Raw genomic sequence first — 12,633 nt, 5'->3', positions numbered from 1 at the left:
CCGGGCCAAGTGTGAAGGACCGCAAAGCAATAGCCGGGCGAACCGGTCGATCTCAAAAATAACGGCGGAGCCAACATGTCGCGACACAAAATGCTGCACTGCAATATTATTGTCAAGCGCCGCGGCCCATGCCGGATCGCGGCGATTGCGATCGCAGCGATGGTGGCCAGTTGTGCTTGGTTCGAAGGCGACCCGCCACCCGCCGCCGAGGGTGATACCGATTATCCGAACCTGGCGGAGGTGCCGGAGCGTCCCGATTTGTCGACAATGACTGACTCGGCCGCGCTCGAAGAGGGCCTGCGGTCGGATCGCGCCAATGCGCGTTATAATGAGGCGCCACTGAAATCGTCGACGGCGGCCGGCGCTAAGCCGCCGCCGCCAACCCCGGTTCAGATCGCCAACGTGTCGGCGACGGAAACGATCGTCGAAACGCCCAATTTCGTAGAGACCGAAGTCGCAGTAACGGCGGCCGAGGTCCAAGCAACGGCACCCGTTCAGGGCACTGGGGCAACGGTTCAGGTGCCGGCGAATACGGCTGCGGTCGAACCCGGCCCGATGATCGCCGGTTCGGTTTCGCCGATTGTTACCGCGCCGCCGCCGCCGGCTCCGGTGCAGACCACGGAGACCTCGATCACGGCGCCGCCACCGGCTCCAGTGGCGATTGCGACACCAACCGCGCCGGCTGTCGGAACACCGACCGCGCCGGCGACGACGACGCAGACCGCGGCTATTCCCGCATCGCCGCCGATGCCGACGCAGACGCCATCGGCGGCGCCGGTATTGACCCTGACCCCGCCGCCGCCCAGTTCGGGCACTGCGTCGGTCGTTGTCTATCCAATCGATAGCCAAGGGGCACCGCCGTCCGGCGTTCCGTTGCCGGCGACGGTGATCTATTTCGGCAACAACTCGTCATCGGTCACGCCGTCCGAGATGGAGAAGATTCGCCAGATCGCACAAGCGCGCGCGGCGCGTCAGGCGCGGGTGCGCCTCATCGGCCACGCCAGCATGCGCACCGGCGATATGCGGTCTGTCGAACACGATCGTGCCAATTTGGAGATCTCGTGGTTGCGCGCCAATGCGGTCGCGGATGCGCTGCGGCGCCAAGGTGTCCCCATTGAGGTGATGGTTGTAACGGCGGTAGCCGACACGCAGCCCGTCTATATGGAAAATATGCCGGCCGGTGAGGCCGGCAACCGGCGGGTCGAAATTTATCTCGAATAGTCGCCTCTGGCGCGTTAGATATCCGACGTGACGGCATGACCGCGGCCGTCGCGTTGCGCACCTCATTGCATTTCCAGGCCCATGCAAAAGGAATTTTACCGGATCAAGCGTCTGCCCCCGTACGTTCTGGCGGAGGTCAACGCCATGAAGGCGGACGCAAGAGCAGCCGGTCGCGATATCATTGATTTCGGCATGGGCAATCCCGATCGACCGGCGCCCGCGCATGTGGTGGAGAAATTGGTCGAGACTGTGGCCGATCCGCGGACCCACCGCTATTCGACCTCACGCGGAATTGTCGGCCTCCGCCGCGCGTTGGCCGGCTACTATGCCCGCAGGTTCGGGGTCGATCTCGATCCCGAGCGCGAAGTTATCGTCAACATCGGTTCCAAGGAAGGTGTGGTAAATCTGGCGCAGGCGATCACCAGCCCGGGTGATGTCGTCATCGCGCCAAATCCGACCTATCCCATCCACACCTTCGGGTTCATGCTTGCGGGCGCGGCGATTCGCCATATTCCGCTGACCGACACGCATGACTATATGCGCGAACTGGAACGCGCCGTGCGCCATTCCGTGCCATCGCCGTTGGCGCTTCTGGTCAATTTCCCGGCCAACCCGACCGGACATCTGGCGAGCCTGGATTTTTACGGCGAGATCGTCGATTTTTGCCGGAAACACAGCATCTACATCATCTCCGACGTGGCCTACGCCGAACTCTACTATGACGTCGAACCGCCACCATCGATTCTGCAGGTGCCCGGCGCGAAGGATATCGCCGTCGAATTCAGCTCGTTGAGCAAGACCTATTCGATGCCGGGTTGGCGCGTCGGCTGCACGGTCGGCAATCGAGATGTCATCGCCGCCTTGGCCCGGGTAAAGTCTTATGTCGACTACGGTATTTTTGCGCCGATCCAAGTTGCCGCGACGGCGGCCCTCAACGGTCCGCAAGACTGTGTCGAGGACACCCGTGGGATGTATCGTCGACGGCGCGACGCATTGATCGAGGGACTCAGGTCGGCTGGCTGGGAGGTGCCATGTCCGCGTGCGACGATGTTCGCTTGGGTGCCGGTGCCGCCGCGATACGCCGATCATGGTTCAATGAACTTCGCCAAACGCCTGCTGAGTGAAGCCAATGTTGCGGTGTCGCCGGGAATTGGTTTCGGCGAATACGGTGAAGGGTATCTGCGTATCGCGCTCGTCGAGAACGAGCACCGTATTCGTCAGGCCGTTCGCAATATCAAGAGCTTCTTCAAAGATGGACACGGACCCGGCAGAGCCGGTCCCGAGGTCCTGGCGTCATGAGCACACCCTTCAAGATCGCCGTCGCGGGCCTGGGAACGGTCGGTGCCGCGGTCGTCGCCGCGGTTCAGCGGCATGGCGCTTTGTTCGAGGCGCGAAGCGGTCATGCCCTCGAAATCACCGCCGTTGCCGCCCGCGATCGCAATCGAAACCGCCCAATCGACATTTCACCCTATCCATGGTTCGACGATCCGGTGGCGATGGCGAAAGAGGCCGACGCCGATCTCGTGGTCGAGCTGATCGGCGGTGCCGATGGCGTTGCCAAGGCGATGATCGAGGCGGCCATCACTAGTGGCCGCCATGTCGTGACCGCCAACAAGGCGCTGCTCGCCCATCACGGCAACGATCTGGCCCACCGTGCCGATGCGGCCGGCGTCGCACTCGCGTTCGAGGCCGCCGTTGCCGGGGGCATACCGATCGTCAAGGCGATGAGGGAAGGTTTGGCGGCCAACAATTTGTCGCGGGTGTTCGGAATCCTGAACGGAACCTCGAACTATATCCTCTCGAATATGCGCGAGACCGGACGTGCCTTTGCCGAGGTGCTTGAGGAAGCGCAGCAGCTGGGCTACGCCGAGACGGATCCAAGTTTCGATGTCGACGGCGTCGACGCGGCGCACAAACTGGCACTTCTGACCAGCCTAGCCTTTGGTGCCGAAGTCAATTTTTCGGCGGTCCATGTCGAAGGCATACGTCATGTCTCGATCGATGACATCGAGTTCGCGGCCGAACTCGGTTACCGAATAAAATTGCTGGCGACGGCGCGGCTGACTCCTAATGGGGTCGAGCAGCGCGTTCACCCGTGCATGGTCGGGCTCGATTCGCCGGTCGCATATGTCGACGGCGTCTTCAATGCCATCGTAGCGGAAGGCGATCTCGTCGGCAGCACGGTCTACGAGGGCCGTGGTGCCGGTGGCGGCCCGACCTCGTCGGCAGTTGTGGCCGATCTTATCGATATTGCCCGCGGCCGCAGGGTGCCGGCATTCGCCGTGCCGGCAAACCGACTCAAGCCAATCCCGACGGCGCGCATGGAAGACCATGTCGGCCCCTATTACGTCCGCTTTACGGTCATCGATCAGCCCGGCGTGATCGCCGATATCGCGGCCACATTTCGCGACGAGAACGTATCCATGGAAGGTATGCTCCAGCGCGGTCGCAATCCCGGCGATGTGGTCAGCGTGGTGTTGACGACCCACGATACGCAGGAGGCATCCATGTCCCGTGCCCTGGATCGCATCGCCAGACTTGACAGCGTCGTCGAACCGCCGCGCATGATTCGAATAGAGCCTACGCTAGAGGGAGCGGACCCAGCATGAGCCACGACACCACGCCGATCGATCGGAATTTGGCCCTCGAGGCCGTGCGGGTGACCGAGGCGGCTGCCCTCGCGGCGTCGCGTCTGATGGGACGTGGCGACGAAATGGCCGCCGACCAGGCCGCCGTTGATGCGATGCGAAGGGCACTCAGCGTGCTGCAGATCGACGGCACCGTGGTGATCGGCGAAGGCGAGCGCGATGAGGCGCCGATGCTTTATATCGGCGAGAAAGTAGGCACCGGCAACGGTCCCAAGATCGACATTGCGCTGGATCCGCTGGAGGGGACGACGATCACCGCCAAGGGCGGGCCCAACGCGCTCGCCGTGATCGCGATGGCCGGCGACGGCGGTTTTCTCCATGCGCCGGATGTCTATATGGAAAAAATTGCTGTCGGCGGCGGACTGCCCGATGACCTCGTTGATATTGACGCCGAACCGGCGGAGAACCTCGATAACCTCGCCCGTGCGAAGGGTATCGAGGTGTCCGATGTGGTGGCTTGCATCCTCGATCGGCCGCGGCATGCCGAACTCATCGCCAAGGTGCGCGCGTCGGGTGCCCGCATCCAGCTGATCTCCGACGGCGACGTCAGCGGGGTTATCGCGACTTCAATGGCCGAAAGCGGCGTCGACATATATCTCGGTAGTGGTGGCGCCCCGGAGGGCGTGTTGGCGGCCGCGGCCTTGCGCTGCATCGGTGGGCAAATGCAGGCCCGTCTGATCTTTCGCAACAACGATGAGAAGGCGCGCGCCGCGCATTGGGGCCTCGAGGATTTGGACCGCAAATACAATCTGCTGGATCTGGCCTCGGGCGACGTGATGTTTGCCGCCACCGGCGTTACTGACGGTACCATGCTGCGCGGTGTCCGGAGGTCGAGCAATGGCGGCATGACCAATTCCATCGTCATGCGATCGTCGACGGGCACAGTACGGCAACTTTCCTCGCGGCACGACTTTACCCGCAAGACCGTCTATGCCGACGTCATCGGCTGACCGCGATGGCGGCTGGAAAATCGGAATGCGTACTCGGCGTTTCGCGGTCCTTTGGCGGCAAAGAGTGGCGTTCCCGGCTCGACGATGAGCGGCTGGCCCTGGCGCTGACGCAGCGGCTGTCGGTGCCTGAGATCGTCGGCCGCGTCCTGGCGGCGCGGGGCGTCGACGTGGAATCGGCGCGCGACTACCTAAACCCGACGCTCCGCGACCTGCTTCCCGATCCGTTGCGGTTCCGCGACATGGAAACCGCGGTGGAACGCGTGTTGCAGGCCCTGCAGCGTGGCGAGCAGGTGGCTGTTTTCGGCGATTACGACGTCGATGGCGCGACATCTTCGGCCTTGCTGAAGCGGTTCGCCGCCGCCATCGGCCTCGACCTCCGGATCTACATTCCCGACCGGCTGACCGAGGGCTACGGTCCGAATTTGCCGGCTTTGCTCGCCCTTCGGGAGGAGGGTATCGCTGTCGTGATCACGGTCGATTGCGGTATCACCGCCTTCGACGCTCTGGCCGGTGCCGCCGAGGCGGGGATCGATGTCATCGTGCTCGATCACCATGTCGCGGAGCCGAAACTGCCGGCGGCCGCCGCCGTGGTCAATCCAAACCGGCTCGACGAGGATGGCGGCCACGGCTACCTGGCGGCGGTCGGCGTAACGTTCCTGTTCATTGTCGCACTCAATCGCCGCCTGCGCGAGGCCGGCTGGTACGATGCGCGCCCAGAGCCCGATTTGCGGCGGTGGCTCGACTTGGTGGCCTTGGGCACGGTGTGCGATGTGGTACCGCTGCAGGGCCTGAACCGCGCCTTCGTGGCGCAGGGGCTCAAGGTGCTGGCGAAGCGGGGCAATATCGGGCTCTCCGCGCTGGCCGACGTGGGCCGAATCGACGAGGTGCCGGGGACGTTTCATGTCGGCTATATTCTGGGGCCGCGGATCAATGCCGGGGGACGGGTCGGGCAGGCCGATCTTGGCGCCCGACTGTTGATCTCCGACGACCCGGCCGAGGCGCGGGCGATCGCCGAGCGGCTCGACGTCTTCAATTCGGAGCGCCGCGCGATCGAGCAGCAGGTGTTGGAGGAGGCGGGTGCCTCGGCCGAGAGCACCTATGCGGCGGATCCTTGCATCCTCGTTGCCGCGACCGGGTGGCATCCCGGCGTGGTCGGTATTGTCGCCGGCCGCTTGCGCGAGCGCTTCAATCGCCCGGCTTGCGTGGTCGGAATCGATGACGGTATCGGACGCGGGTCGGGCCGCTCGGTGCGCGGTGTCGACCTCGGCGCGGCGATCATCGCCGCCGGTCAATCCGGCCTTCTGGTCAATGGGGGCGGGCACGCGATGGCGGCCGGGTTCACGGTGACCGCGAGCGGAGTCGAAAAGCTTCGCGCCTTTCTCAACGAGCGGGTCGGCGGGGAAATCGAAGCCAAAGGAATCGTCCCCTCGCTCGGCATCGATAGCGCGGTGACGACGCGGGGCGCTTCGCCCGGCTTGCTGGCGATATTGGCTCAGGCGGGTCCGTTTGGCGCCGGCAATCCGGAGCCGCGCTTTGTCGTGCCGGTGGCGCGCCTCGCCTTCGCCGACGTCGTCGGCCAGGACCACGTTCGCTGCACGCTGAGCGATGACAGCGGCGGCCAACTCAAGGGAATCGCCTTCCGCTCGGTGGGGACGGCGCTCGGCCAAGCGTTGCTCGACGCCCGCGGCGGCACGCTCCACGTCGCCGGCCACCTGCGCGCCGACACCTGGCAGGGCCGCGACGGGGTCCAGCTGATCATCGAGGACGCGGCCGAAACCGCCTGAGTCCCTCGATAGGGGTCGGCGATCGTATCAGGCGCGTTGATTTTCCGGGCGGAACCGATTAGACACTTTTCGCGCCCTTACGACCCCATCGTCTAGAGGCCTAGGACACCGGCCTTTCACGCCGGCAACGCGGGTTCGAGTCCCGCTGGGGTCGCCAACTCCGCCGCCATCGATCGATGTTCCGGTCGACCTATCCGCACCGAGCGATGCCTTTCGGCGCCAATCGGCAATCCGGTTCAAGGGCGTCCCGACGGCGTCATTTACAATCGCCAGCGATGCGTGTTTCATGCTCCGCGATGGAGAGCAAGCGTCGGCTTTCGCCGTGCGCGGAGGGTCGTTTTCCGAGCCGTCGAGGAATGCCCGGGGCGCGACAGGGGGCAAGAATTTGCTGAAAGCGATGCAAACTTACGTGCGTGGCGTGGATGCCATCAACCGGGTCGTTGGCCGCGCCGCCATGTATCTCATCTTCGCCATGATGGGCATCCTGCTGTACTCGACCATCACCAAGAATTTCTTCGTTCCCGCCCTGTGGACGCTCGAAATGGCCCAGTTCACGATGGTCGCCTATTACCTCTTGGGCGGCGGCTATTCGATGCAGCTCGATTCCCATGTCCGCATGGACCTGCTCTATGGGCGTTGGTCCGACCGGACCAAGGCCGCGGTCGATGCGGTAACCGTCCTGTTCCTGATCTTCTATCTCGTGTTCCTGCTCTATGGCGGTTATTCGAGCGCCGAATATGCCGTCAAATACGGAGAAACCAGCTATTCGTCGTGGTCGCCGCGGATGGCGCCGATCAAGATCATCATGACCGTCGCGGTCGCGCTCATGTTGCTGCAGGTCATTGCGACCCTTATCCGAAATGTGCGGTCCGCGATCGGGAAGCCGCTGCCATGAGTTACGAATTCATCGCGCTGACCATGTTCTCGACGATGATGGTCATGCTGCTGACCGGGCAGCGCGTGTTCGGCGCCATTGGCTTCGTGGCCGTTGCCGCCGCGCTCCTGCTGTGGGGCGACGGCGGATCGGAAATGGCGTTCAGCGCGGCCATGAAGCTGATGAAATGGTATCCGTTGCTGACCCTGCCGCTGTTCATCTATATGGGCTACATGCTGTCCGAGTCGGGGATCGCCGAGGACCTCTACCGGATGTTCCATGTCTGGATGGGCCCGCTCAACGGCGGCCTCGCCATCGGGACGATCGGTCTCATGGTCGCCATCTCGGCGATGAACGGGTTGAGCGTCGCCGGCATGGCGATCGGCGCGACGATCGCGCTGCCCGAACTTCTGCGTCGCGGCTACGACAAGATCATGGTGACGGGCGTTATTCAGGCGGGCAGTTCGCTGGGCATCCTGGTTCCGCCGAGCGTCGTGCTGGTCCTCTATGGCATGATCGCGCGGCAGCCCGTTGGCCAGCTGTGGCTCGCCGGTGCATTGCCGGGCCTGATGATGGCCGGCCTCTTCATTCTCTATATCGCGGTTCGGTGCAAGCTCCAGCCCGAGCTTGGACCGCCGCTGTCCGAGGAAGAGCGGAAGGAAATAACCTGGGGGGAGAAGTTTCGACTGCTCAAGGCTGGACTCACCCCGCTGTTCATTTTCTTCTCGATGACCGGTCTGTTTTTGATGGGCGTGACCAGCCTCGTCGAGAGTTCGGCCGTCGGTGCCATCGCCGCCACGGTTGCCGCGATCGCCAAAAGGCGACTGACCCGACATGTCTTGGAAGAAACCGTCCGCAAGACCTTGAGCATCTCCTGCATGTTCATGTGGATTATTCTGGCGGCGCTTTGCTTCGGCGCGGTATTCGATGGTCTCGGGGCGGCAAAAGCGATCGAATCGCTGTTTGTCGACCGGCTGGATCTCGGACCCTGGGAAATCCTCATCCTGATGCAGCTATCCTTCATCCTGATGGGCATGTTTCTCGACGATACGGCCATGCTCGTGATCGTCGCTCCGCTCTATGTACCGTTGGTCGGGCTGCTCGGCTTCGACCTGATCTGGTATGGCGTGCTCTACACGATTACCTGCCAGATCGCCTACATGACCCCGCCCTTCGGCTACAATCTATTCTTGATGCGGGCGATGGCTCCGCCAGAGGTCACGTTGGGTGATATCTATCGGTCGATCATTCCTTTCGTATTCGTCATGGCGATCGGTTTGGCGATTGTCATGATCTTTCCCGAGATAGCCCTGTGGCTGCCAAATCTGTACTATGGGAAATGAGACCGGAAAGTTGCAATCCGGCTTTGAGTCCCGATGCAAATTCGTGGCAAAGTCCGAAAGCAAGAACAGAGAGTACAGCGTTGGATCGGTGAGGCCAAAATTACGCCATTCGGTTGGAAGATAACCCACACACCATGAGAGGGAGACGTTGAATGACGAAGAGACGCGATTTTCTTAAGGGAGCCGGTGTAGCGACGGCCGGCGCGGTGGCCGCGTCGACGTTGAGCGCGCCTTATGTGAAGGCCCAAAGCCAGATCAAATGGCGCTTGCAGACCTATGCCGGTCCCGCGCTCGCCGAGCATGTCATCAAGCCTTCGATCGACGCGTTCAACAAGGCGGCCAACGGCGATATGGTCATCGAGCTGTTCTTCGCCGATCAACTCGTGCCGACGGGAGAATTGTTCCGGGCGATGCAGCGCGGAACCATCGATGCCGTCCAGAGCGATGACGATTCGATCGCGGCACCGGTCGACGTATCGGTGTTCGGCGGGTATTTCCCGTTCGCGACACGGTATTCGCTCGATGTGCCGGTACTGTTCCATCAATACGGATTGAAGGAGATTTGGGAAGAGGCCTATGGCGAGGTGGAAAACGTCACCTGGCTGAGCGCCGGTGCCTGGGACCCGTGCCACTTCAATACGGTCGATCCAATCCGCAGCTTGAAGGATCTGGAGGGCAAACGCGTATTCACGTTCCCGACCGCCGGAAAGTTTCTTCAGCGCTTCGGCGTCGTCCCGGTCACCCTGCCATGGGAGGATATCGAGGTCGCGGTTCAGACCGGTGAGCTGGACGGCATCGCGTGGTCCGGCATTACCGAGGACTACACGGTCGGCTGGGCGGATGTGACCAATTACTTCCTCACCAACAATATCTCCGGTGCCTGGGCCGGGTCCTATTTCGCGAATTCCGAAAAATGGGATGCGCTGCCTGAACATCTACAGGTGCTGTTCCGCCTTTGCATGGACAGCTCGCACTACTACCGGCAGCATTGGTATTGGGGTGGCGAGGCGCATCTCCGCACCCAGGGTACGAAATTGCAGCTGACCAGCATCCCCGATGACGAATGGCAGGTCGTCGAGGACGAGGCCCAGAAGTTCTGGGACGAGGTTGCGAAGGAAACCCCGAGGACCGCGAAAGTCATCAAGATTTTCAAGGAATATGCGGCGGTCATGAACAAAGCCGGCCCGCCATACCGCTGCATTTAGCGGTCGGGCTAGGCGGATAGTAGGCGACCTAACGATTCCGTGAGTCGCGGGCCGCTCGCCTTTTCCGATCGACGACAAGTGATATGTCGGTGTGATCGGGAAAGGGCGGGCGGCCATCCGCTGGTTCTTGGTATGCCTTCGGATTGTCGCCGCTAGGGCGCATAAGGCGCTGAAGCTGGGCAGGGCCGATCTCTCGAGTTGCGATGGAGACATGTGAGCCTTGATCGCCATCGACGATCGGCATGCGAAGTGGTGGATTCTGGCGGCGATGGGCGGCGTCATCGGTCTCATCCTGCTCGATGAGACCGTGGTCGGCGTCGCGCTGCCGACCATGCGCGGCGATCTCGGCATGTCGCTGGTCGTCGCCCATTGGGTCGTCAATTCCTATCTTCTGGTCTTCGCATGCTTCGCCGCGCTGGCCGGCAAGTTCGGCGACATCATCGGCCTCAAGATCCTCTTCCTCATCGGTGCGGCGACATTCGGCTTGGCCTCGCTGGTCTCGGGATTCGCCGGGAGTGGCGCATGGCTGGTGGCCGCCCGGTCCGTGCAGGGCCTTGGCGCCGCGGTCATTTTTCCCGCCTCAATGGCCATGATCACGATCGTCTTTCGGCCCGAGGAACGGGGCATGGCGCTGGGTATCTATGGCGCAATCGGAACCGTGTTCATGTCGCTTGGCCCATTCGTCGGCGGGCTGCTAACCGATACGCTTTCATGGCGCTGGATATTCTGGGTCAATCTTCCGATCGTAATCGTCGTCATGCTGGTCGTCCTGGCTGCATGGAAGAACCCGCCCCGCGAGGAGAAAGCCACGACGATCGACCGTGGCGGGCTTGTGACGTTGGTCGGCGGTCTCACGATGTTGGTGTTCGGCATCATGCAAGGGCCCGAATGGGGATGGTCGCAGCCGCTGATACTCGCCCTGCTCGCCGGTGGAGCGCTCTTGCTGTTTGTATTCGTCATTCACGAGCGGCGAGCGAAATCACCCCTGATCGAAGTCGACCTGTTTCGTAACGGCACGTTCACGGCGTGCAATTTCGGTGTCTTCTCGGGTCAGTTCAGCAAGATGGGCGTGATTATATTCGGCGCGCTGTACCTGCAGGAAGTATTGGATATGGATCCGTTGGTTGCTGGCCTCGCCCTGGTGGTGTCGGTGATCCCGAATCCGTTTCTTGCGCCGGTCGCGGGAAAGCTCGCCGACAAGTTCGGATCGCGCATTCTTTTGCTCGCCGCGATGGCCGTCTCGACGGTGGCCCTAATGTGGCTCGGGATCGCCGTGGCATGGAACGACTACGCGCCATTGGTCCCCGGTCTTGTTATCTGGGGCGGGACAATGGCGTTTCTCTTCGTCCCGTCTCAGCGCGCCGTGATGAACGCCGTGCCGAACGCCAAACAGGGCCAGGCCGGCGGCATTAACCTGACCGCCCAGTTGATGGGCGGCACGATCGGCATGGCGGTTTGCAGCACCGTGTTCGCGATGACTGGCGATTTCGGGGCCGTCTTCTTTGCCACTGCTTTGGTCATGCTGGCGTCGTTGGTGACGACGTGGCGTGCGGTCGAACGGACCCAACCCACGCCGTAACGAAGGCCCTGTCCAGAGCACTTTGTGTACTAGGCCGCGTACTCATAAACGCGAACCGCTGATCCCACTCAGGAAAATGCCCGCTTAGTCCCCGATCCAAGACAATTTCGTGCGGGCCGGAGCTCGGGGTATAATACCAAGTTGCACTGATATTAACCCATCTCTGGAGTGACCCCCAGGGGCTGGACACCAATCAGGCGGCTGGTTTGACCGCTCACCAGGCGCGGGCTGCGCCGTGGTGCCGACCCACCACAAGCGGCTCGCAACGACGTGAGCGGACAAAAGACCGCGGCCTGCGGTGGGGCAAATCGGTTCCCCGTGTGCGTTGCGGCGCTCGCCCGATGCTCGGCATCGCGCTTCACACCGCGCCTGCCCGGATGACCCGATTTGCTCCCATGAGATGAGTCAATATCAGTGCAATTTGGTATAAGTGCCTGGAACGGAACTCCACTTTGCGACCAACCACCGGCCGTTCAACGCAGGCGTCGCAGAGAAAGTCCTTTCTCCATGTCGATCCACGCCTATTTTTTTGGTTCATAGTCCCTTAGGTCTTCCGGTGCCTGAAGCAACGTGCCTTCATACTTTGGAAGATCATCATTGATTTGAAGCCAGGGAAGCTTGCTTTCATAGTTTACGTGGAACCTCGGTTCGAAATCGTAGGGATCTTCCAAAGAAGCGGCGTAAAGGTGCATCCCGCCCGAGTAATGATCCGCTTCAAATCCCATCGGGGAACCGCAGGTCTCGCAGAAGTGCCTCCTTACTCCTTTAGAACTTTCGAGGGTTTTCGGCGCCTCTCCCAACCATCTGAATTTCTTGACGGGCACGCCGAGCCACGCGACCACCGGTGCAGCACAATTGCGGCGGCAATCGTCGCAATGACAGTAGCAGGCCCATGTTACCTCGCCTTGATACTCCCAACGTGTTTTTCCGCACAGGCAGTGGCCTCGCTTTGTCATTCAGTCCCTCAGTTGATTCCACAGAGCAGCCGACACGCTGGTCTGAAGCCTCGGCTCCCTCGTTAATAAGTTA

The 12,633-nt window shown here is 62.0% G+C and carries 10 protein-coding genes and 1 tRNA gene; 10 read left to right on the top strand and 1 reads right to left on the bottom strand.

Annotated features, from left to right (window positions below):
• Positions 1–75: 75 nt before the first annotated feature.
• The 10 genes from GY791_20410 to GY791_20365 all read left to right on the top strand — a co-directional run bounded on the left by GY791_20410 (position 76) and on the right by GY791_20365 (position 11,604).
• Positions 76–1,221 carry an OmpA family protein gene (locus GY791_20410; protein ID MCP4330760.1) on the top strand — a complete coding sequence of 382 codons (1,146 nt, stop codon included), beginning with the start codon at positions 76–78 and terminating at the stop codon, positions 1,219–1,221.
• A gap of 81 nt (positions 1,222–1,302) precedes the next feature.
• Positions 1,303–2,520: an LL-diaminopimelate aminotransferase gene (locus GY791_20405; protein MCP4330759.1), complete on the top strand. Its 1,218-nt coding sequence runs from the start codon at positions 1,303–1,305 to the stop codon at positions 2,518–2,520.
• Positions 2,517–3,830, top strand: a complete 1,314-nt coding sequence (locus tag GY791_20400; GenBank protein MCP4330758.1) for a homoserine dehydrogenase — start codon at positions 2,517–2,519, stop codon at positions 3,828–3,830. Before GY791_20405 ends, GY791_20400 begins: the two co-directional genes overlap by 4 nt.
• Positions 3,831–3,847: 17 nt before the next feature.
• Complete coding sequence (gene glpX / locus GY791_20395) at positions 3,848–4,819, top strand: class II fructose-bisphosphatase (GenBank protein ID MCP4330757.1); 972 nt, start codon at positions 3,848–3,850, stop codon at positions 4,817–4,819.
• A 5-nt stretch (positions 4,820–4,824) separates the two neighbouring features.
• Complete coding sequence (recJ, locus tag GY791_20390) at positions 4,825–6,603, top strand: single-stranded-DNA-specific exonuclease RecJ (protein ID MCP4330756.1); 1,779 nt, start codon at positions 4,825–4,827, stop codon at positions 6,601–6,603.
• Between the two features lie 81 nt (positions 6,604–6,684).
• A tRNA-Glu gene (locus GY791_20385) sits at positions 6,685–6,760 on the top strand.
• Between the two features lie 240 nt (positions 6,761–7,000).
• Positions 7,001–7,498, top strand: a complete 498-nt coding sequence (locus GY791_20380; protein MCP4330755.1) for a TRAP transporter small permease subunit — start codon at positions 7,001–7,003, stop codon at positions 7,496–7,498.
• Positions 7,495–8,820, top strand: a complete 1,326-nt coding sequence (locus GY791_20375) for a TRAP transporter large permease subunit (GenBank protein MCP4330754.1) — start codon at positions 7,495–7,497, stop codon at positions 8,818–8,820. The genes GY791_20380 and GY791_20375 overlap by 4 nt, the downstream gene beginning before the upstream one ends.
• A gap of 152 nt (positions 8,821–8,972) precedes the next feature.
• The gene (locus GY791_20370; protein ID MCP4330753.1) at positions 8,973–10,025 is read left to right on the top strand and encodes a twin-arginine translocation signal domain-containing protein; all 1,053 of its coding nucleotides are present in this window, start codon (positions 8,973–8,975) and stop codon (positions 10,023–10,025) included.
• 220 nt (positions 10,026–10,245) lie between these two features.
• Positions 10,246–11,604, top strand: a complete 1,359-nt coding sequence (locus tag GY791_20365; protein ID MCP4330752.1) for an MFS transporter — start codon at positions 10,246–10,248, stop codon at positions 11,602–11,604.
• Between the two features lie 521 nt (positions 11,605–12,125).
• Here the strand turns inward: GY791_20365 and GY791_20360 are convergent.
• Positions 12,126–12,560, bottom strand: a complete 435-nt coding sequence (locus GY791_20360) for a GFA family protein (GenBank protein MCP4330751.1) — start codon at positions 12,558–12,560, stop codon at positions 12,126–12,128.
• Between the last annotated feature and the right edge of the window lie 73 nt (positions 12,561–12,633).

It is taken from the genome of Alphaproteobacteria bacterium (assembly GCA_024244705.1).
Classification (GTDB): Bacteria; Pseudomonadota; Alphaproteobacteria; order JAAEOK01; family JAAEOK01; genus JAAEOK01.
This window is presented reverse-complemented; position numbering and strand designations above follow the sequence as displayed.

What these genes read in the sequence shown, in the direction of transcription:
- recJ (MCP4330756.1), top strand. Translation starts at nt 4,825, where the DNA reads ATGGCGGCTGGAAAATCGGAATGCGTACTCGGCGTTTCGCGGTCCTTT.
- GY791_20380 (MCP4330755.1), top strand. Translation starts at nt 7,001, where the DNA reads ATGCAAACTTACGTGCGTGGCGTGGATGCCATCAACCGGGTCGTTGGC.
- GY791_20400 (MCP4330758.1), top strand. Translation starts at nt 2,517, where the DNA reads ATGAGCACACCCTTCAAGATCGCCGTCGCGGGCCTGGGAACGGTCGGT.
- GY791_20405 (MCP4330759.1), top strand. Translation starts at nt 1,303, where the DNA reads ATGCAAAAGGAATTTTACCGGATCAAGCGTCTGCCCCCGTACGTTCTG.
- GY791_20375 (MCP4330754.1), top strand. Translation starts at nt 7,495, where the DNA reads ATGAGTTACGAATTCATCGCGCTGACCATGTTCTCGACGATGATGGTC.
- GY791_20370 (MCP4330753.1), top strand. Translation starts at nt 8,973, where the DNA reads ATGACGAAGAGACGCGATTTTCTTAAGGGAGCCGGTGTAGCGACGGCC.
- GY791_20360 (MCP4330751.1), bottom strand. Translation starts at nt 12,560, where the DNA reads ATGACAAAGCGAGGCCACTGCCTGTGCGGAAAAACACGTTGGGAGTAT.
- GY791_20410 (MCP4330760.1), top strand. Translation starts at nt 76, where the DNA reads ATGTCGCGACACAAAATGCTGCACTGCAATATTATTGTCAAGCGCCGC.